The organism is Arcticibacter sp., assembly GCF_045629565.1.
Taxonomy (GTDB): Bacteria; Bacteroidota; Bacteroidia; order Sphingobacteriales; family Sphingobacteriaceae; genus Arcticibacter.
Genome location: NZ_JAZQRL010000125.1, coordinates 19,392 through 38,560, shown reverse-complemented (window position 1 = coordinate 38,560; position 19,169 = coordinate 19,392). Strand labels below are relative to the sequence as shown.

The 19,169-nt window shown below is 46.0% G+C and carries 18 protein-coding genes; 8 read left to right on the top strand and 10 right to left on the bottom strand.

Features of this window, described 5'->3' with window-relative positions; genetic code table 11:
- Window positions 1–10: 10 nt before the first annotated feature.
- Together ACKI5J_RS17010 and ACKI5J_RS17005 are read left to right on the top strand one after the other, a co-directional pair.
- Window positions 11–1,267, top strand: coding sequence for a putative DNA modification/repair radical SAM protein (locus ACKI5J_RS17010; protein ID WP_407430687.1), 1,257 nt, complete (start codon window positions 11–13; stop codon window positions 1,265–1,267).
- Entirely contained in the window at window positions 1,264–2,016 is a 753-nt protein-coding gene (locus ACKI5J_RS17005) for a TIGR03915 family putative DNA repair protein (RefSeq protein ID WP_407430686.1), read from the top strand. Before ACKI5J_RS17010 ends, ACKI5J_RS17005 begins: the two co-directional genes overlap by 4 nt.
- Here the strand turns inward: ACKI5J_RS17005 and ACKI5J_RS17000 are convergent.
- The 3 genes from ACKI5J_RS17000 to ACKI5J_RS16990 are packed head-to-tail and all read right to left on the bottom strand — an operon-like array spanning window position 2,010 to window position 5,792.
- Window positions 2,010–4,295 (bottom strand): penicillin-binding protein 1A, encoded by a 2,286-nt coding sequence (locus ACKI5J_RS17000; protein ID WP_407430685.1) that lies wholly within the window; start codon window positions 4,293–4,295, stop codon window positions 2,010–2,012. The genes ACKI5J_RS17005 and ACKI5J_RS17000 overlap by 7 nt on opposite strands.
- A gap of 11 nt (window positions 4,296–4,306) precedes the next feature.
- A complete protein-coding gene (locus ACKI5J_RS16995; protein WP_407430684.1) occupies window positions 4,307–5,047 on the bottom strand; it encodes a metallophosphoesterase in 741 nt (246 codons plus the stop codon).
- A 1-nt stretch (window position 5,048) separates the two neighbouring features.
- On the bottom strand, window positions 5,049–5,792 hold the full coding sequence (locus tag ACKI5J_RS16990; protein WP_407430683.1) for a nucleotidyltransferase: 744 nt from the start codon (window positions 5,790–5,792) through the stop codon (window positions 5,049–5,051).
- A gap of 118 nt (window positions 5,793–5,910) precedes the next feature.
- On the opposite strand from ACKI5J_RS16990, the gene ACKI5J_RS16985 reads away from it, so the two are divergent.
- Both ACKI5J_RS16985 and ACKI5J_RS16980 read left to right on the top strand, forming a co-directional pair.
- Window positions 5,911–6,291 (top strand): SRPBCC domain-containing protein, encoded by a 381-nt coding sequence (locus ACKI5J_RS16985; RefSeq protein WP_407430682.1) that lies wholly within the window; start codon window positions 5,911–5,913, stop codon window positions 6,289–6,291.
- 6 nt (window positions 6,292–6,297) lie between these two features.
- Window positions 6,298–6,690: a (deoxy)nucleoside triphosphate pyrophosphohydrolase gene (locus tag ACKI5J_RS16980; RefSeq protein ID WP_407430681.1), complete on the top strand. Its 393-nt coding sequence runs from the start codon at window positions 6,298–6,300 to the stop codon at window positions 6,688–6,690.
- Between the two features lie 35 nt (window positions 6,691–6,725).
- On the opposite strand, the gene ACKI5J_RS16975 is transcribed toward ACKI5J_RS16980, so the two are convergent.
- Complete coding sequence (locus tag ACKI5J_RS16975) at window positions 6,726–7,112, bottom strand: hypothetical protein (protein WP_407430680.1); 387 nt, start codon at window positions 7,110–7,112, stop codon at window positions 6,726–6,728.
- 165 nt (window positions 7,113–7,277) lie between these two features.
- On the opposite strand from ACKI5J_RS16975, the gene ACKI5J_RS16970 reads away from it, so the two are divergent.
- The gene (locus ACKI5J_RS16970; RefSeq protein WP_407430679.1) at window positions 7,278–9,254 is read left to right on the top strand and encodes a heavy metal translocating P-type ATPase; all 1,977 of its coding nucleotides are present in this window, start codon (window positions 7,278–7,280) and stop codon (window positions 9,252–9,254) included.
- 17 nt (window positions 9,255–9,271) lie between these two features.
- Here the strand turns inward: ACKI5J_RS16970 and ACKI5J_RS16965 are convergent, their stop codons facing one another.
- The 6 genes from ACKI5J_RS16965 to ACKI5J_RS16940 form a co-directional block, all read right to left on the bottom strand.
- Entirely contained in the window at window positions 9,272–10,282 is a 1,011-nt protein-coding gene (locus ACKI5J_RS16965; RefSeq protein WP_407430678.1) for an acyltransferase, read from the bottom strand.
- 50 nt (window positions 10,283–10,332) lie between these two features.
- Window positions 10,333–10,779: a KTSC domain-containing protein gene (locus ACKI5J_RS16960; RefSeq protein ID WP_407430677.1), complete on the bottom strand. Its 447-nt coding sequence runs from the start codon at window positions 10,777–10,779 to the stop codon at window positions 10,333–10,335.
- Between the two features lie 141 nt (window positions 10,780–10,920).
- Window positions 10,921–12,201 carry a glycosyl hydrolase family 8 gene (locus tag ACKI5J_RS16955; protein WP_407430676.1) on the bottom strand — a complete coding sequence of 427 codons (1,281 nt, stop codon included), beginning with the start codon at window positions 12,199–12,201 and terminating at the stop codon, window positions 10,921–10,923.
- Between the two features lie 14 nt (window positions 12,202–12,215).
- Window positions 12,216–13,343, bottom strand: coding sequence for an alpha/beta hydrolase-fold protein (locus tag ACKI5J_RS16950; protein ID WP_407430675.1), 1,128 nt, complete (start codon window positions 13,341–13,343; stop codon window positions 12,216–12,218).
- A gap of 38 nt (window positions 13,344–13,381) precedes the next feature.
- The gene (locus ACKI5J_RS16945; protein WP_407430674.1) at window positions 13,382–14,455 is read right to left on the bottom strand and encodes an alpha/beta hydrolase-fold protein; all 1,074 of its coding nucleotides are present in this window, start codon (window positions 14,453–14,455) and stop codon (window positions 13,382–13,384) included.
- 5 nt (window positions 14,456–14,460) lie between these two features.
- Window positions 14,461–15,639, bottom strand: a complete 1,179-nt coding sequence (locus ACKI5J_RS16940) for an alpha/beta hydrolase-fold protein (RefSeq protein WP_407430673.1) — start codon at window positions 15,637–15,639, stop codon at window positions 14,461–14,463.
- Window positions 15,640–15,930: 291 nt separating this feature from the next.
- Here ACKI5J_RS16940 and ACKI5J_RS16935 point away from each other — a divergent pair, with 291 nt between their 5' ends.
- From ACKI5J_RS16935 to ACKI5J_RS16925, 3 genes are all read left to right on the top strand, one after another.
- Window positions 15,931–16,500, top strand: a complete 570-nt coding sequence (locus tag ACKI5J_RS16935; RefSeq protein WP_407430672.1) for a hypothetical protein — start codon at window positions 15,931–15,933, stop codon at window positions 16,498–16,500.
- A gap of 79 nt (window positions 16,501–16,579) precedes the next feature.
- Window positions 16,580–18,691 carry a cation:proton antiporter gene (locus ACKI5J_RS16930; protein ID WP_407430671.1) on the top strand — a complete coding sequence of 704 codons (2,112 nt, stop codon included), beginning with the start codon at window positions 16,580–16,582 and terminating at the stop codon, window positions 18,689–18,691.
- Between the two features lie 240 nt (window positions 18,692–18,931).
- Window positions 18,932–19,168, top strand: coding sequence for a glutaredoxin domain-containing protein (locus ACKI5J_RS16925; RefSeq protein ID WP_407430670.1), 237 nt, complete (start codon window positions 18,932–18,934; stop codon window positions 19,166–19,168).
- Window position 19,169: the final 1 nt, after the last annotated feature.

Sequence of the window (19,169 nt, the reverse complement as noted above, 5' to 3'; positions counted from 1 at the left end):
ATTTTACAGTATGTCAGAACGGGTTAGGGAAAAGTTGAAAATACTGGCCGATGCAGCCAAGTATGATGTTTCTTGTGCTTCAAGCGGAAGTACACGTAAAAATACAAACAAGGGCTTAGGCGATACAGGAAGTGGAATCTGCCATACTTACACGTCCGACGGTCGATGCGTATCTTTGCTAAAAATCTTATTAACCAACTTTTGTATTTACGACTGTGCTTATTGTGTCACGCGCAAAAGCAACGATATCGAACGGACAGCCTTTACCGTCAAAGAAGTAGTCGATCTGACCATTAATTTCTATAGAAGAAATTACATCGAGGGGCTGTTTTTAAGTTCCGGGATTTTCAAGAACGCTGATTATACCATGGAAAGATTGGTACGCGTAGCAAAGGAGTTGCGGCAGCAACATAAATTCAATGGATATATCCATTTGAAGACAATCCCGGGGGCGAGTGATGAGCTGATGAAGGAGGCAGGTTTGTATGCAGACAGGCTGAGCGTAAATATCGAAATACCTACTGAAAGTGGATTGAAGCTTTTAGCGCCCGACAAAGATCGGCAGGACATGATTCGTCCCATGAACTACCTCAAGAATGAAATTATTCAAAACAAGGAGGAGCGAAAGCTATTTCGGAAGTCGCCTTTATTTGTTCCTGCGGGGCAGAGTTCTCAAATGATCATTGGAGCTACCAAGGAGACCGATAAGGATATCATGTATACGGCTGATAGTATGTATCGAAATTTTAGCTTAAAAAGAGTCTACTATTCGGGCTATGTGCCTATCAGCAACGATAGCCGGCTACCTATGTTGAACACCGCAGTTCCCATGGTTCGGGAGAACCGTTTGTATCAGGCAGACTGGCTTATGCGCTTCTATGGCTTCAATGTGCGGGAGCTTCTTAACCCGGCGACCCCACATCTGGATCTCGATATAGATCCTAAGCTGGGCTGGGCGCTAAGGAATCTTGACAAGTTTCCCATAGATATCAACAAGGCAGATTTGCATCTTATATTGCGGGTTCCCGGAATCGGTGTTCAGTCCGCTCAAAAGATCGTCTCCGCCCGTAATTATCAGCGGTTGAACTGGGATCATCTCAAGAAGCTCGGTGTTGCACTTAATCGCGCGCAATATTTTATCATCTGCAGCAGTCGGGACTTTGAGCGGCGAAATCTCTCCGCCGCCCAAATCAAACAGTATATCTTATCAACATCGGCGAGTAAATATCTCAAAAGTCAGCCCGCTCAACTTGAATTATTTACATGACGATACTGGTTTTTGATGGCAGCTGGCACGGTTTGCTATGCTGTGTTTTCGATGTCTTTGAATACAAATTAGGCCCTGTCTCCGTGAGTGCCTGTTCCCATAATCAGGCAGATGCTTTTGGTGCTGAAAGACTGGTCTGTACTGATCCGGCGCATGCTGCTCGCGTGTCTAAAGGTTTATCCGGCAAGCTTTCCGCAAAAGCTATGGCCGACTTATATGCTTGCTTCCTCTCTGAATGGTCTGAAGCTCCTTCTCTTATCGTCCGCTATGCCCGGGCCGTTTTTTCAGAAGGCTTGACTGAAAATGCCTACGGTCATCCCGATGTGTTGAAAGTTACGCAGATCGCAAAGAGGGTAAGCCGGGAGAGGCACCGGATGAAAGCCTTTATACGTTTTCAGCTGACCTCCGATGGTATCTATTTCGCCCAGATTGAGCCAGATTTCAATGTAATCCCTTTAATTGCCGGGCACTTCAAAAGGCGCTATGCCGATCAGGAATGGATCATCTACGATAAAAAAAGGCAGTATGGGATATATTATGACCTTAAAAAAGTTGAAGAGGTCCAATTTACCTTCAGCGAAGGAAAACCGAATCCCAGTGCATTTACTGAATCAGAGGCACTATATCAAACTATGTGGAGAGATTATTTCAAACACGTTTCGATTGACTCGCGTAAAAACACTGCTTTGCATCTGCGTCATGTTCCCAAAAGGTATTGGAAGCATCTGATTGAAAAGCAGGTTTACTGAGTTTGCTCCGGCGGATCGTCATTTTTCTTCTTTTTCTTAAAAATTCCTAATCCCTTTTTAAATATCCGCTTGAAAAAGCTTTCCTTCTTCACTGGCTCTTCAACAATTTCGTCTTCAACGAAAAGCGGACAGTTGAGCCGTGCGGTGACATCAGCACCCAGAGGTCTGAACTTACTATAACGGTAAAGCGAGAACTGCGGCTTAGAAACCAGGCTTTTCATGAAAGTGGCCCAAACAGGCAGTGCAGTGTTTGCACCCTGACCAAGCTTCAAAGATCTGAACCGAACCAGGGGATTTTCGGCTCCCACCCAAACGCCTGTTACCAGCTTTGGTGTTATGCCTATAAACCATCCGTCTGCCTGGTTTTGTGTCGTACCTGTCTTACCGGCCATATCCATACTTAGCCCGAAGTCTGTCTTTAGCCGGGAGGCACTGCCCGCATCAACAACACCCCGCATCATTTCCAGCATCGTCGCCGCGTTCCTGGCCGATATGACTTGTGTTCCTTCAGATTTCTTTGCCGCATGAATTACTTTGCCGTCTCGGTCCTTTATTTGTGTAATAGAAACCGGTTTGATGAGCCGACCCGTGTTAGCGAACACTGTATAGGCCCCTACAAGCTCTAAAAGCGACAGACTTGCTGTTCCCAATGATATCGAAGGCACTGTTGGTATTTCACTTGCGATGCCCATCCTATGCGCTAAAGAGATCGTTTGAGGGATCCCGGTTTGCATCATCAGTTGCGCGGAAACGGTGTTGACAGAATAGGCGAGAGCCCCTTTCATGGAATACTTTCCTGAATAACGTCCATCCGAATTTTGAGGGGACCAGTTTTCAAACTGCGGATAGGTAACCCGTTTATTCTCAATAAGCATGCATGGATCTATTCCTTTTTCCAAAGCTGCGGTATACAATATCGGTTTGAAGGTCGAACCAACCTGTCGACGGGATAAGATATGATCATATTTGAATACCTGGTGGTGAATGCCGCCCACCCACGCTTTCACATGCCCTGTTGCCGGTTCGATGGAGATCAGTCCGGTGTTCAGAATTCTCTGATAGTATTTGATGGAGTCAAGGGGACTCATCGTCACCTGTTTATTTCCTCCCCACGCAAATAGCGTCATGGGGCGCTTTTTGTTAAAAGTCTCACGGATCACCTCGTCTGATTTACCGGCTTCCTTTAAAAGGCTGTAGCGGTCTGACTTCTGCATAGCTGAAGTAATCACCGAGGTATTATTTCCCCAAGGCGCCTGGTTCCGCCAGTGACTGTCAAATATTCGTTGAAGTTTCGTCATCTGCGTCCTGACGGCACGCTCCGCTTCCATTTGTATGCGCGAATCGATCGTGGTATAGATTTTTAGCCCGTCTGTATAAAGATCATAGGGTTTTTCATCCTCGTCCAGGTGGGTTTCAGCCCATTTTAGAAGTTCCTTGCGCAAATATTCCCGTAAATAGGGGGCGATTCCCTGTCCGGCCCTGTTCTTATTATAGCTGAGAATTAGCGGTCTAAGCTTAACCGAGTCAGCTTCAGGAGCGTTAATATAACCTTCCCGAACCATTTGCCCTATAACCACATTCCGGCGCTCCAAAGAGCGTTGGGGATATCTGGCCGGATTATAGGTCGTATTTGCCTTAAGCATGCCAATCAAAACAGCCGCTTCTTCCATCTTCAAATCACTGGATGCCTTATTGAAGAACACCCTTGACGCTCGTTCAATTCCATAGATATTACCACCCATCGGAACGGTATTCAGGTACAGCTCGATGATCTCTTCCTTGCTGTATACTGCTTCCAGACGTACCGCCGTGATCATCTCCCTGACCTTATTAATGGGTGTACTTAGAAACTTGTGCGATTGTCTTGGAAACAAGTTCTTCGCTAACTGCTGACTTAAGGTACTTCCGCCTCCTGAACTTTCGTCCTGCAGCAAAATGCTCTTCACTATTACGCGTAACAAACCTCGCATGTCAACCCCCTTATGCTCGTAGAAGCGCGCATCTTCCGTGGCCACAAGTGCCTTAACGACAAAAGGAGATATAGACGTGTACTTTACGTTAGTACGGTCCTGAATAAAGTACCGGCCTATTAATACACTGTCTGCGGTATAGATCTCTGAGGCGCTGTTATTTTGAAGCGATTTAAGTGTTTTCTTTGTTGGGACCTCGCCAAAAAAGCCGAAGTAAATACACAGGTAAAACACGAAGCCGGCCACAATGAAAGCCAGTACAATCTTAAGCAGTACCCGGAGTGCGAAGGAGGTAGAAGGACGCATCATAGATGCAAATATCAGACTTCCAGAACAAAGAATGGAAATTCATATCCTATACGTGACAAAATCGGCTTAGCTACATTATAAACAGGCACTCCACCTGAGGTTTCGCCTTGAAGCTGCCCCACGTGCGCATGGCCATGAAATGCTGCTACAACGTTTCTCCTGGTCAGGGGTTCCGCCAACCGGGATGAACCAAGAAAAGGAAATATTTGCTCCGGTTCTCCTTTTACCGTTTCCTTGATCGGGGAGTAATGGAGCAGAACAATCTTCTTGATGCTTTCATGTTCCTGATCCAGTCTCGCTAAAGCCCTGTCCAGATGCAAAGCCTCGTCTACAGCTTCCTGCACAAACGCTTTCATGGCGCCCTCACCAAACATGGAGAGCATGTGTCCGTCGAATCCTCCGCCAAATCCCTTAACACCAGCAAAACCTATTCCCTCAACCACAACTGCTTCCCCGTCAAGAATAGTCATATTGTTATTCTGTAGTATCTGTCTGATCAGCTTATGTCTGCCTTTTTCATAATCATGGTTACCTAACACACCGATCACCGGAATGGTGCATGACTTCAGCTCCTGAGCTAAAACTTCTGCCTCACCTTCATCCCCGGTATCTGTCAGATCCCCGCAAATGAGCAATACATCCGCCTGACGGGATACCTCTTTAAAATATTCAGACCATTTACCTTTGTCAGACTCCCTGATATGGACATCACCCACAGCTGCAATACGTACCCTCTTATTTTCATTCTCCATACTAAACAGTTTTAATAGTACACACTTTATAATCCCATTCTTTGATATCGATCTTGTACTGAGTCTGGTCGATTATCGGTCCCCTGCAGACTTTTTCCAGTGATGCAGGGATGTCATATTGCTCCCGGGCCCGCTCCATAAGCTCGTCAAACAACCACTTCGGGATGATGTCATAGTAATCTGAAGGATAGACGAACTGGAAAATAAGGATCTGTGACAATAGCAGGTGCCAGTGCTGATCCAGACGAAAAAGAAGCCTTTTCCAATCCAGGTGCTTTCCATATTTCAACAGCGTGTGGTTGATGTCCGCGCTGTCATGTCTCTCCCGGTTCTGAACGTAAATCTTACACCATATGAGCTCTTCAGCAGGCAGGAACTTTACCGGAATACCCTCAAACTCGCCACTCTGCGCGTGCTCATACCAGGTATCATCAACCGTGCAGATATTGTTCACCGTGTCAAATATAATATCAATAAAAAAATCGCCCTTATAGACCTTCGCCAGCCAGCGGATGTCGGTTAGCTCAGTCTCATAACCGTTGTCGGCAAAATGTTTAAGAATTTTAGTGTACTCGCTTGGCTTGCAAAAAATATCCAGGTCTTTTGTATCTCTGAATATTCCTGTGTAGTTGAACATGGCGAAGGCGCCGCCAAGCATATAGTTGGCACCACTGCTGTTCAATATCTCAAGAGCTTCTTTGTATATCTTGTTTGATTCTGTCTTCTGTTCCTCGGTTTCAATCATAAAAGTATGCGGTATAAATGCAGTAACTATAACCCTCTATGCGGGTATAATGTTTGAATTCCCGATAATCGATCTGTCGTGGATATGATTATCTTTGATGCTGGTATTAAACAGATACATGAAAGACTTTTCAAAATATTACATCATACCTGCCTCTCCGGAGGAGGTCTATACTGCACTTACAAACCCTGTTACCATTCATCTGTGGAGTGGGGAAGAAGCGGAGATGTCCACTGAGCCCGGTTCTGAATTCTCTTTGTGGGAAGGCAGCATTGTAGGGAAAAATCTGGAATTTGAGCCCGGAAGGAAGATTGTGCAGCAGTGGTACTTCGGTGATCAGCCGGAAGAGTCCATCGTCACCATAAAGCTCCATCCGCACAAACACGGAACTTCCGTTGAATTAAAGCACACGAATATATCAGACGAGGCCTATGACGATATCGTAGAAGGATGGAATGAAGTGTACTTTCAGTCACTGGAAGATTTCTACAGTGAATAACAGCCAATGACCATACCCGTTGTCTGCGCTTTGATAGCGAGCGATGATGGAAAGGTGCTCGCAGCACGCAGAAGCTCTTCCATGGATCTGCCTGGTAAATGGGAATTTCCGGGAGGAAAGGTCGAGCCCGGAGAAACACCCCGGAAGGCACTCATCAGGGAGATAGAGGAGGAACTGGGTATTCTGGTAAGAATATCCGCGACAATGTCTGCCAACGTCCATCATTACAAAGAGAAAACCATAAAGCTCATTCCATTCGTTTGTTCTATCATTTCTGGCGAAGTATGCCTGAAAGAGCATCAGTCATGGAGCTGGTTTGACCGTGACGAGCTGGAAGATCTCGACTGGGCGGAAGCAGATATTCCGGTTCTAAAGGAATATCTGCTGATGCGGGGTTAATGACATGTCGTCGCGGTTCAAGTGCTATCAGTCCGCTACTTTCGTAGCTCCAGCACCTGAACTCCATCAGAGCCGTCCGTAGACTTCAGAATCTGAAGCTTCCGTGAGTTTTCAACTTGTATCCAGGTTTTATTGAACTCGTCATCCGCCCCGTGTATAGTAACGTAGTTGTCGAAAAGGTTCCATTTAAAAGATGTCAGACTCTCCACCTTATTGTTCAAAATGGAGTACTTCACTTCCTTTTCTCCGGTTTTATTACTCTTAAACTTCATGGTGCCGATATTAGTCACGGTCACCTCATTTTTACCTCCTGGTACTATCCGCTGATACTTCGCGATATCCCAGGTACCCACAATCTTTTCAGAACAGGAAGAAAGCGAGATAAGGAAAACCGCTAAACTTAGATAGGAGATTTTTTTCATATTTATTTAAATTTTGTTTCAATAATACGCATTCCAGTATTATAATCACCGAACAACGTATTCAGATGATTGTTTTCTCCCTTTGATGCACAGCCGGTAGCCAGACGGAAAAAATACGCAGTATCTCCACGATATCAATATCTTTGGCAATAAGCGTTGCAGAACATGTCCGAACATCATCATCACCACCATTGCCATCACGGCACTGGAAACCAGGAAAATATATTTGGTTCAAAAACGGAACTGCGTTTTAGCATCCTTTCCGGCTCGTTTCTTCTTCTCGGCTTTATACTGTCATTTATTCCGGGTATTAATTTCTGGGTGCCTCTCACCAGCTATATCCTGTCGTTCTTCTTCGGCGGATTCTATGCCTTAAAAGAAGCGGCAGCCAGTATCGTAAAGGGACGTTTTGATATCGACTTTCTCATGCTGGCAGCAGCTTTGGGAGCTGCCTCACTTGGTGAATGGGCTGAAGGAGCCCTATTGCTTTTCCTGTTTAGTCTCGGACACGCATTGGAGCATTCAGCAATGGATAAAGCCAGGAAATCTATCTCCGCGCTTTCTGAACTAAGTCCTAAAACCGCTTTAGTTAAGAGCGGGGAGGGGCTTGTAGAAGTCTTGATTGAAGCGCTTAGGATTGATGATATTGTAATAGTTAAACCCGACTCCAAGATCCCGGCTGACGGCGTTGTCGTAAAAGGGAGAGGAGCTGTTAACCAGTCGCCTATTACCGGAGAAAGCATTCCCGCTGATAAAGTGCCACTGGATAATGTCAGCAATGACCATATCGATATCAACGAGGTGAATGCGGAGAACCGGGTTTTCGCCGGTACCATCAACGGAAGTTCCGAGCTGCACGTCAGAGTCCTTAAGTTAGCTGCAGACTCAACGCTCTCCCGCCTCATTAAGCTTGTCAGCGACACGAAAGCCAAAAAGTCCAGAACCCAGCGCTTCACAGATGAGGTACAGATCCATTACGTACCTGCGGTTATTGCGTTGGTTGCCATGCTTCTTTGTGCCTTTCTGTTTATCGATGAAACGTTCAGCGACAGCTTCTACCGGGCAATGGCCGTGCTCGTCGCTGCAAGTCCCTGTGCCCTCGCAATCTCCACGCCCAGTGCAGTACTTAGCGGAATTGCCCGTGGGGCCCGGGGCGGCGTGCTTTTCAAGGGTGGGGGGCCATTGGAAGAACTCGGTGGTCTCCGTGCAATAGCTTTCGACAAAACGGGAACACTAACCGAAGGCAAACCTCAACTGACATCTGTAGTCGGATTAAACGGAACCTCCCAAGATGAGGTATTACTGCTTGCCGCAGCCGTCGAACGTCACAGTAATCACCCAGTAGCAGCAGCCGTCGTAAGGGCAGCCGCGGCGATGCCTGAATTACACCATCAAACCGTTAGCAATGTGGCCTCAGTTCACGGACATGGTATAAGCGCATCGGTGAACGGTTCAAAAGTCATAGTCGGTAATATAGCCTTCGTGAAGGATCTTCCCCACGATGTTAGACAGCTTGCTTTAGCTAAAGAAAGCGAGGGTAAAACGACCATACTCGTTAAACGAAACGACCAGGTGATAGGCATCATAACGGTGATGGATACTCCCCGCCCGGAGGCAGCGGAAACCATAAGCCGCCTGAAAAAGCTGGGAATTAAACGAATGGTCATGCTCAGCGGTGATAATCAGCAGGTGGCAGACGATGTGGCCAGGCAGACAGGTATGAGCGAAGCGTGGGGAGGCTTGTTACCCGAACAAAAGCTCGATGCAATAGCGGCATTGCTGAAGCGGGAGGAAAGGGTCGCCATGGTCGGTGATGGGGTGAACGACGCTCCTGCGATGGCAAAGAGCAGTGTCGGTATCGCGATGGGTGCCGCAGGGTCAGATGTAGCGCTCGAAACGGCCGACGTTGCACTCATGAGTGACAGGCTCAGCAGTTTGCCGTTCGCGATAGGCCTCAGCAGGCAGTCTCATCGGATCACCAAACAAAACTTATGTATCAGCCTGGGTATGGTGGCTATCCTCGTGCCGCTGACTATACTTGACGTCGCCAGTATCGGCATAGCCGTGGTAGGTCATGAAGGGTCAACTCTTCTCGTTGTCTTTAACGCACTCCGCCTGCTTACCTATCAGTATAAGGGCTGATCGGATTGCCAGGAGGTTTATCCTGAGACATATTTTCCGCCGGGTAGCTTATTGACAAGGAGAATAACAGTCCCCGATGCGGCCAGACAAAAAATAACTGTAAGGGGTATGCCGATTAGCGGATAGCTGTTCAGCCAGGGAAGCTTCACCTGGCTAAGTACCAACACATGGACCAGATAGATCCCGTAGCTATACTGGTTAATAAAAGATCCAGCCTGGTTAGACAGACGCCAGCCAGAACATCTGAACAACATGAACACACCTACAGAAAAGAGCAGGATATTGGGACTGGTATAGCCATAAAAAGCCGCATCGAATGTCCCCCTTTGATTTGAAAGCCAGAAAGTTCCAATTGTCGTAATCAGCAATCCAAGCACAATGAATAGCAGAGAAACCAGCCTTGTGTTCTTGTTGAGATCTTTCTTTCCGAGATAGTATCCCAAAGGCAGATATCCCAGATACCGCAGCACATCATAAATTTCAGTATCCGTGCCCAAGAAGTCTATACAAAAAATAAGTAGAAACCAGATTCCCGTAAATCCCAGCAGCAAATGGTCTGAAGCACTTCTCACAAGCCCCCCGATGAATGGAATCAGGATGTAAAGCCCCATGATCATATAGATATACCAGAAATGATAGGAGATGGTGTCTTCGGCTAGCTGCTTCCAAAAGAAGCTCAGGTACTCGGCTATTGACATATGCCAAAGACGGCTGGTCTTTACTGAAAGTTGGAGCAGGCTATAAATAAGGCTCCAGAAGAGGAAAGGAAAGACAATTCTCAGAAACCGTTTGCGGAAGAATACTGCAGTAGAACTGTAGTTACGCAGAAGAAGCGCTCCGGAAAGCATTACAAATACCGGAACACAAAAGCGGGCAAGGCAATCTATAATATTTGCCGTCCACCAGATGCTTTGAGGTACTTGTCCGAATAGTGGTGGTATGGAAGCAGATGCATGGACGGTGATGACCGCAACCGTAGCGGCGACACGAAGGCTATCAGCCCAGACAAACTTTTTCTTTTCTTCCATCAAATTTTATACTGGTGTGGAACCTCAAGGCTCCACACCAACACAAACTATTATGCAGTTGCCAGTTTGCTCACGTTTCGGTAAACAAACTCATTGTAAATATGTCTTCTCGCGAAACGGCCGGGAGAATCAGCATTGATCAACTTGGTGTACACAGCCTTTGGTACGTCGAAATATTCATAAGCACTGCCATCAGCGAATGTAATCTTCAGCGTTTGTGCTTTGTATTCAAAATCAGCAATACCGCTTGTACCGGTAGTAGTAGCATATTCCTCCTGGTTTGCCAGCCTCGTTTCAGGGGCGATGCTCACCAGAAAATGGTATGCCTCAATAATTTCCTTGCTCTTTGCTTCTGCCTGTAATTGTTCTTCCGGGTTGTCCTGAAATTTATCAGGATGACAATCCTTCATAAAATTTCGGTAAATCGTTTTCAAATCTTTTAACTCAGTACTCTCATTAACTCCTAAGAGCTTTCTAAAATCTACAATCTTCTTCATGAATGTTTTTGGTGATTATTGCCTTTGAAGAAAACAGGCAAACGAGATGCGATATGCTTAATTTTCAAGGAATAAGCCGCAAAGGTAAGAAAATTTCTCATACCATGAGACTGCATCATGAAATGTTTGGCAAACATCCTCTTAATTCATGGTGCCGGAAGGTTTGATAATTTGATATTTTCCGCTTAAGTGCATCAGGCTGAACATATACAGCAAGCCGTCGTAATAGGGGTCAAAGTAGCCGTCTTCATAGGGCTCCAGTTTGGCATTCCATATTTTATGCACGAAGTCGGTACTGTTCTTTTCCTTGTTTAGAAAGGATGCCGTCGCGGCGGTAGATATCAAGCCAAGGGAGTGTCTGAGCTTTTTGAATCCTCCGGCCTGCAAAATAAACTCGGGAAGAGTGCCATCCATGTTAAACTGGTCTTCGAAGCGGTCCATTCCCCTTGAACGCAAAAAGGTCTGAAAACGCTTTCCGTAATCCTCCTGCCAGGCCTTATCTTTACCAAACCAGATATAGTCCATTGAAATATTCATCGGAACCCTCCAGGAATCGTAGCGAAACGCGGCAGGTGCCCAGGGTGTAGAGTGAGGAGCACCGCTGAACTCAGTAAAATCCGGATTCAAACCCGTTACAGGATGGCAGGCCCTGTGAAGGAAAGCGCGGGCCGTATCGGCACAGTCTCGGTAGAACTGTTCGTGGCCGTCTTTCGCATATAATGCCCAGATCTCATAAAACGCAGGTAAATGATAGGAGGGGTCGGTCCAGTTATAACTCCTCCCTTCAGGTACAAATGATATCTGCTTATGCTCCGTGTTGATGAGGTTATAAATATTTCCCGTGCCATCTTTCTTCCACATCTCATCCAATATTTCCCGCGCTTCATTGTAATAATGGATACCGGTGTCATTGCCCCACTTATTCGCAGCAAATAACAGGCTGGTGATGTAGTAGAGCTCCCCGTCCGATGCTGAGCCTTCAGCGTTCTTCTTCAGGGTCTTTGGATTGATGCTCCAGGCAAAATATGCCTTCCTGGGTCCGTCCTGGTGCTGTAGGTATTTCTTCGACCATCTCCAGATGCGGTCAAAAACATCCTTCTTGTTCAGTTGTACCGCAACCATCATCCCATAAGAAAGACCCTCTGTTCTGGCGTCATTGTTCTTCAGATCAGACACATAAGCCATGGTGTCTCCCACTTCAAAATAAATACGGTTCGGCCCTTCAAACAGGTCCTGATAAGCCTTATTGAGCTTTTTATCAATGTCTCTCTGTTTATAGCCTGCCTCGAGAAACAGATTAGGATAGGTATTCGAATCAAACGCAGGCTGACCTGATTTCCTGCGTTGATTCCCGTTTTGGCCATTTGCATAATTAGCAAACAGAGCCGCCGACAATAGTAAGATGATATAGATGGGCTTCATAAATACAGTTGATACTAGTCTTTGAATAATAGAGGTGCTAATACGTGCAGACTGCGGCGCCAGGTCTGAAACTCGTGACGTGTATTGGGAGAAACATACGATACCGCATTAAATCCTGCAGTCTTCAGCGCATCCGTAGCTTTTGTTATCCCATCAGGATTTTCAAACTGACCAGTGCTCAGGAAGATCAGCTTAACTTTTGATTTATCTTTAATTTCTTCAGGTTTATATGTGCCGCCACTTAAGAGGGCGTAATGCGAGAATACGTCCGGACGGGCAAGCGTAATCGTATGAGTTTCGAATCCCCCCATCGATAAACCAGCCATCGCACGATTTGCCTGATTAGGAATAGTACGAAAAGTTGCGTCTACATAGGGCATCAGTTCGTCGAGCAGAACTGTTTGAAAAGGCTTGATGTCAAAACTTCTTAACCCTCCCGCCCTTGGTCTGATAACATTTGTCATTCCATACGTCATCACAATGATAAAAGGTTTGGTTTTTCCTTCCGCAATGAGGTTGTCCATGATCAGATTGGCACGGCCCTGATTACTCCAGGCGGTTTCATCTTCGCCCCAGCCATGTTGCAGGTATAACACAGGATAACGTTTGGTGTTATTCTTGTCATATCCGGGTGGAGTATAAACAAATGCTCTGCGCGATGTACTGGTGCTTTTTGATGGAAACAAAATTTGATGAACATGACCATGCGGCACATCTTTCAGAGCGTAAAAGTCCTGGTCATGTGCAGGTATTTCTATGCCGCTTTCCCAACGTGTTGAGCCATAAAAATTTAAGGCTCCCGGGTCATTAAATACTCCGCCGTCAACGGTGACATGATAATAATGGAAGCCTTCTTCCATTGGTCCTTTGGTGGTGCCTGTCCAAACGCTGTCCGCGCCCTTTGTAAGAACGGTTCCGCCGCTGGTTCCGCCAAGGCCCAGACTCACAACAACATGCTGCGCCATAGGTGCTACAATGCGGAATCGTGCATATCCCTGGGAGTTCACCTGAGGGTATTCTTGTCCGGGTTGGTTAAATGTAGAAGGTTTAAAGTCGTCCTTGACCGGGGAGCCAGTTTGTGCGAAACCAGTTCCGCTAAATAGTATCGTTGCTGCAACGATTGCCAGAGATTTTAAGTTCATGTGATGATTATATTTCGGTTTATAAATAACGGTGTTGTCTAGTGGAAGATTTCCTGCAGGGTGGTGGCCAGAAATAGTCTGCAGTTCATCCAGGTATGGCCGCCGGGCACAATATAAGTCTTCACATGCAGGCCCTTTTCTTTAAACATGGATATGTTCTGCTTCACACTCTCGTACAGAAAATCTTCTGTGCCCACGCTGATGGTGAATAATTTCAGCCTGTTGTTGATCTGGTTCCCGTCGGGCGACCAGCTGCTGAAGTTTTTCCTGAATTCTTCTGTAGCTGTATAAGGAGCATACGAGCACACATATGCAAACTTATCTGTATGGGTTAGCCCGATGTTCAGCGTTTGTCCACCCCCTACAGAAAACCCGGCTACAGCCCTGTTCTTGCTATCCTTCAATACCCGGTAATGATCTTCCACAAAAGCAATGAGATCGTTTACTACATCCTGAGCAAATGAGGGCATCGGGTCGGGACGTACGTTGCCATAGGGCATCACGATGATCATTGGTACGGCTTTACCGTCAGCGATCAGATTGTCAGCAATAAGATGGGCCCGCCCAACTTTGGTCCAGGTTTCTTCTGTGTCCGAACCTCCGTGGATCAGGTATAATACCGGATAGGCTGTTTTACCACTCGCATCATAGCCGGGGGGCGTATAAACAAGCGCCCGGCGCAGGGTGTCCAGCGTCGCAGATTTATAGTACCTGTAATCGATTTTTCCATGTGGTACATCCCTTAGCGAATGCACAAGTGGTACGCTTCCGGGAATATCGACTATACTGCGCTTGAATCGTTCGTTGGCAAACAAGTAAGTGTTGTTCGGATCTGCCACCTGTACGCTGTCCACCAAAAAACTGTACGGGTAAATATCAGGTTTAACCGGTCCCACGGTGATACTCCATAAGCCTGTCGCATCTTTGGCCATCAATTGAGAAGAACTCAAAAACTCGCCGTCGAGTATCACGCGCTTCGCATCTGGATGGAAGTATCGGAAGGTAACGCGGTCATCGGCATGAACTTCAGGCGAATGAGGAGGAACGGGCCGTTGAGCTGCGGCAGCAATGGGTATTAAAAAAAACGCAATGATATAAAGGTATTTTTTCATCTGGGCTATTTAAATAGAAGTTGCGCGGTTTCAGTAACATAGGTCTTAACGTTCATCCAGGTATGGCCGCCTGGGGTAATCAGGCTGGTATGTTTTACCTTTTTCTCCTTCAGGAAATCAATGAACTTTACGGCGTCATGGTACAGAAAGTCTTCGTTTCCAACACCTATCCAGAACAATTTCAGATCCTTATTCGTACTGACCGGATCGTCATAAACATGCTTAAAGGTTTTTTCCATTTCGGGGGTAGACAGGTAGGCACTGTAGCAGCATATCCAGGAAAACTGGTCCATATTGCCGAAAGCGGTCCGCAGCGTTTGACCACCACCCCTTGAAAAGCCGCCTATAGCCCGATTCTCCCGATTGTTCAAAGTGCGGTAATTTCGTTCGACATACGGGATGAGCTTCGTTATCAGATCAGTTTCAAACATTTTGGCGCGGTTCACTGCATCTTCACCATCACGTGACATCAGATCAGTTGGCTTTGACCGACCCTTCTGCTCGGCAATTCTTGCGGCCGGATTCCCATAAGGCATCACCACAATCATAGGCTTGGCCTTTCCTTCGGCGATCAGGTTATCCAGAATAAAATTTGTTCGTCCTACTTTATAAAAGGTCTCCTCTGTATCGGTGGTTCCGCTTATCAGGTAGAAAACAGGAAATCTTTCTGACGTATTCTTATCATACCCCGGTGGCGTATATATCACAACAGAACCGGTACTGCCTTCTATGGAGGGATAATTGGCGTAAGACACTGCACCATGGGGCACGTCTCGCTGCGCGTGTATCAATGGAGGTTCGCCCGGAACATCCAAAAGGCTGCCCTTGAAACGTTCATTGGGGAAAAAGTCGACGTTCGCAGGGTCCATCACCGTTACACCGTCTACACGGAAACTGTAAGGATAGATATCCGGCTTTATTGGTCCCACTGTTACGCTCCACACACCGTAGCCATCTTTCACCATCGGCACTTTTCCAGGAGGAAATTGCCCATCTAATATTACTTCTTTTGCACCGGGGGCCCGGTAACTGAATGTTACTTTTTTGTCGGCATGAACCTTTGGCGATATGATCAATGGTCCCGTTGGCGGTTGGCTCATCACAAAGCCCGAAATACAGAGCATCGCTCCGATAAACAATAAGCGTATAATCGACTTTATACGCATAGCTCCTTTTGAATGCATAGGTTTTTTTAAAGGGTAGGTTAAAATGGTATTGGTTAAAGCAAAAGTAGATACAGACATCTATAGAATATCGCACGTTTGACTAAAACTATATACCAAATGTCAAATTGGCTCCTGATATAGGTTTCGTAGAAGTGATTGAACTTATCAATCGTACTTCGGATATAACATTACTGGAACAAAAACCATTTAATTTCAGTTTAGAGGCTACAATCAATAACTTTACCGCACACGAATCTGTGGAAGAAATTGTGACACTATGTTACCATTAGTATAACAAACCATATTTTGATGAGAAATATTTGCTTTTTACTGACTGTATTATTGTTCTCCAGCGCCTGCTATGACAAGAAAAAAGAAGATTCTTTAAGGAGAAAAGAAATTGAGCTGTCTCAAAAAGAGCAAGAGCTTCTGCTGAAAGAGAAAACACTTCAGATAAAAGAACAGGAGTTGACGGAGCGGGTGAAACAGCTTGATACCAGTAGTGTGAATGCGGCAGATACAGCTTTGTACAACGAAGATCTCGTCGGTAACTGGTCAGTCAAAATGATTTGTACGGAAACGAGCTGTCCTGGCTCCGCAATCGGCGATACGAAAAACGAACAATGGGAAATAGGTTATCAGAATGATGTCTTAATTGCGAAAGCTATAGTAAGGGGGAAACTTGTCCGCGTTTATTCAGGCATTTCTACGGCCAGGGGCATAGAGCTGGTTGCAAGGCCGAGCGAAGAACAGGCTGATGCTTCTACGCGAATGATTGTCAGAATGCAGATAAATTCGAAAGGAAAGCTCACAGGCATCCGTGAAATATTGCGTGACGGCGACTGCAGAATTGTTTATGCCCTGGAGTTGTCCAAATAATCCGACCCTTTAAGAGATGCTTATGTTAATGGTTATTTTATCCAACCTTGAATTTACATTGCCACTGAGAAATCCCGTTATGATTTTCTCTCTGGTACTGTTTATTATACTCTTTGCCCCCATATTGTTTAATAAAATCAAAGTACCCCATATAATTGGTCTGATCGTCGCAGGTGTGATAGTTGGTCCTTATGGATTAAATCTGCTCACCAGAGATAGCAGTATCGTGTTGTTCGGTACCGTAGGCCTCTTATATATTATGTTTCTGGCAGGTCTTGAAATAGACTTAAGTGAATTTAAAAAGAACAGGAACAAGATCATTGTCTTCGGGCTTACCACGTTTCTTCTTCCGCTCGTGGTTGGTTCGCTCGCCAGCTATTACATTCTCGGATACGGCTTCTTGTCATCAGTGCTTCTTGCCAGCATGTTTTCCACGCATACCTTGATTGCCTATCCAATAGCGAGCCGCTACGGCATATCGAAAAACAGGGCCGTTACCCTTACCATAGGTGGAACAATGATTACCGACATCCTCGCTTTGTTAATCCTCGCCGCCATAGCGGGCATGACAAAGGGCGAAGTAACATCATCTTTCTGGGTGCAGCTCGGCGGTTCCTGTATCGTATTTGTTTGCGTTGTATTCTTCCTTTTTCCACCGATTATACGCTGGTTTTTCAAGAAATTTGAAGACAGTGTGTCCCAGTATATATTTGTCCTGGCCATCGTATTCCTCGCTTCCTTTTTAGCTGAAGCAGCGGGCATCGAAGCGATCATAGGTGCCTTTTTCTCAGGACTTGTCCTTAATAAGTTTGTTCCTCATTCGTCCCCGTTGATGAACCGGATCGATTTCGTAGGAAATGCGTTGTTTATACCCTTCTTTTTGATTGGTGTAGGGATGCTCGTTGATATCACCGTGCTCTTCAAAGGTGTAGGTGCCCTTAAGGTTGCCGGTATAATTGTCCTGGTAGCCGTATTGACGAAATACCTCGCTGCCTGGATAACTGAAAAAATCTTCAAGCTTTCTGCGGCAGAAGGCAAGATGATCTTTGGTTTGAGTACCTCTCATGCCGCTGCCACACTTGCCATTATATTGGTTGGTTATAATATTATCGTGGGGGAAACAGCCACAGGGGAACCCATCCGTTTGTTAAATGAGGATGTACTCAACGGAACAATTATCCTGATTCTCGTCAGCTGTGCGATCAGTTCATTCGTCGTCGAAAGAGCATCACAGACGCTTGCGCTGGAAGAAGAAAGCCTGGACCAAACTTTAGATAATCCGGATGAAAAGATCATGATTTCCCTGGCGTACCCCGAAACGGTGCAGGATCTGGTCGATATGGGACTCATTCTTAAACCGCGGAAAAGTAGCATCCCGGTATACGCCCTGCACATCGTAAGTGACGAAAATACCTCAGGAAGTAACCAGGTAGCAGGGAAGAAGATGATGGATAAGGCGATGAGTCATGCCGCGGCTTCTGAAAATACGTTGCTTCCTCTAACCCGATATGACATAAACGTCGGTAATGCTATTACGTACACGATCAAGGAGCACGGTATCACCGATGTGTTAATAGGCCTCCACCGCCAAAGCAGTCAGCTACAGTTCCTGGGCCCGGTGGCCGGGAACATCCTGCAGCGAATCAACGAAACGGTATATATCTATAAGCCCCTTCAGCCCATCAACACACTTACGAGGATCGTTGCTGCGGTTCCCCCTAAGGCGGAGCTCGAACCCGGGTTTATTCACTGGATCGGCAAGATCTATAATATCGCCAGGGAGGCGGCTCTTCCGTTGGTATTCTATGCAAACAGCGACACCATCGAAGCAATCCAAACAGTAGATCAAAGCCGGAAGACTATGATCGTGAAAACGTTCCAAACTTTCGAAAATTGGGAAGATTTTCTGATCTTAAGCAGAGAGCTTAAACCAAACGATCTTTTCCTGATTATATCTTCCCGCAAAGGACACATATCTTATAGCAGAGAGCTGGATAAGCTGCCTTACTATTTGCATCAGTATTTTAATAATTTCAGCCTTCTCATGATATTCCCGAAACAACTTGAAAGTGGTATCAATATGAAGGATATAGAGCAGACTGATGGCAATCTGATTGAAGTTATTGCTGACAAGATCGGAACGGTGAGCAGAGCCGGCTCCTTCCTCAGACGGATGCTGCGCGGAAAGTAACGGTACGGCACTTCGGGTTTTATGGCCTGAGTGTACATAAAAAATCTCAGACTTCAGGTCGTGCGCCTGTCATAATTGCTCTCACCGGAATTATTTATTAACAGGGTGTCGATAACTATTCGCTTGCGATGAGAAACGATAACGCAATTTTGTGACCCGGCTTCGAAGTGATGGACGAAAATCGTCTATCACTTCGAAGCCGGACGATACACATTATTAAATTATTAAACATCTCTGGCAATGAAGAAAATTATCAAGTTCGAAAAAAACGACTGCGCTCCATGCAATATGGTATCTGAATACCTGGACCTGAAAGGTGTCCAATATGAAACCGTCAATCCATTTGATCATCCTGAAATTGCTATGAAGTATAAGGTGCGTTCCGTCCCGACGGTCATCGTCGAGCAACAGGATCAAATCCTGCACCGCGTCATCGGGTTTAAACCTGAAGAACTTCAACAAGCACTCGCTATTTAAA

What these genes read in the sequence shown, in the direction of transcription:
- ACKI5J_RS17010 (WP_407430687.1), top strand. Translation starts at nt 11, where the DNA reads ATGTCAGAACGGGTTAGGGAAAAGTTGAAAATACTGGCCGATGCAGCC.
- ACKI5J_RS17005 (WP_407430686.1), top strand. Translation starts at nt 1,264, where the DNA reads ATGACGATACTGGTTTTTGATGGCAGCTGGCACGGTTTGCTATGCTGT.
- ACKI5J_RS17000 (WP_407430685.1), bottom strand. Translation starts at nt 4,295, where the DNA reads ATGATGCGTCCTTCTACCTCCTTCGCACTCCGGGTACTGCTTAAGATT.
- ACKI5J_RS16995 (WP_407430684.1), bottom strand. Translation starts at nt 5,047, where the DNA reads ATGGAGAATGAAAATAAGAGGGTACGTATTGCAGCTGTGGGTGATGTC.
- ACKI5J_RS16990 (WP_407430683.1), bottom strand. Translation starts at nt 5,792, where the DNA reads ATGATTGAAACCGAGGAACAGAAGACAGAATCAAACAAGATATACAAA.
- ACKI5J_RS16985 (WP_407430682.1), top strand. Translation starts at nt 5,911, where the DNA reads ATGAAAGACTTTTCAAAATATTACATCATACCTGCCTCTCCGGAGGAG.
- ACKI5J_RS16980 (WP_407430681.1), top strand. Translation starts at nt 6,298, where the DNA reads ATGACCATACCCGTTGTCTGCGCTTTGATAGCGAGCGATGATGGAAAG.
- ACKI5J_RS16975 (WP_407430680.1), bottom strand. Translation starts at nt 7,112, where the DNA reads ATGAAAAAAATCTCCTATCTAAGTTTAGCGGTTTTCCTTATCTCGCTT.
- ACKI5J_RS16970 (WP_407430679.1), top strand. Translation starts at nt 7,278, where the DNA reads ATGTCCGAACATCATCATCACCACCATTGCCATCACGGCACTGGAAAC.
- ACKI5J_RS16965 (WP_407430678.1), bottom strand. Translation starts at nt 10,282, where the DNA reads ATGGAAGAAAAGAAAAAGTTTGTCTGGGCTGATAGCCTTCGTGTCGCC.
- ACKI5J_RS16960 (WP_407430677.1), bottom strand. Translation starts at nt 10,779, where the DNA reads ATGAAGAAGATTGTAGATTTTAGAAAGCTCTTAGGAGTTAATGAGAGT.
- ACKI5J_RS16955 (WP_407430676.1), bottom strand. Translation starts at nt 12,201, where the DNA reads ATGAAGCCCATCTATATCATCTTACTATTGTCGGCGGCTCTGTTTGCT.
- ACKI5J_RS16950 (WP_407430675.1), bottom strand. Translation starts at nt 13,343, where the DNA reads ATGAACTTAAAATCTCTGGCAATCGTTGCAGCAACGATACTATTTAGC.
- ACKI5J_RS16945 (WP_407430674.1), bottom strand. Translation starts at nt 14,455, where the DNA reads ATGAAAAAATACCTTTATATCATTGCGTTTTTTTTAATACCCATTGCT.
- ACKI5J_RS16940 (WP_407430673.1), bottom strand. Translation starts at nt 15,639, where the DNA reads ATGCATTCAAAAGGAGCTATGCGTATAAAGTCGATTATACGCTTATTG.
- ACKI5J_RS16935 (WP_407430672.1), top strand. Translation starts at nt 15,931, where the DNA reads ATGAGAAATATTTGCTTTTTACTGACTGTATTATTGTTCTCCAGCGCC.
- ACKI5J_RS16930 (WP_407430671.1), top strand. Translation starts at nt 16,580, where the DNA reads ATGATTTTCTCTCTGGTACTGTTTATTATACTCTTTGCCCCCATATTG.
- ACKI5J_RS16925 (WP_407430670.1), top strand. Translation starts at nt 18,932, where the DNA reads ATGAAGAAAATTATCAAGTTCGAAAAAAACGACTGCGCTCCATGCAAT.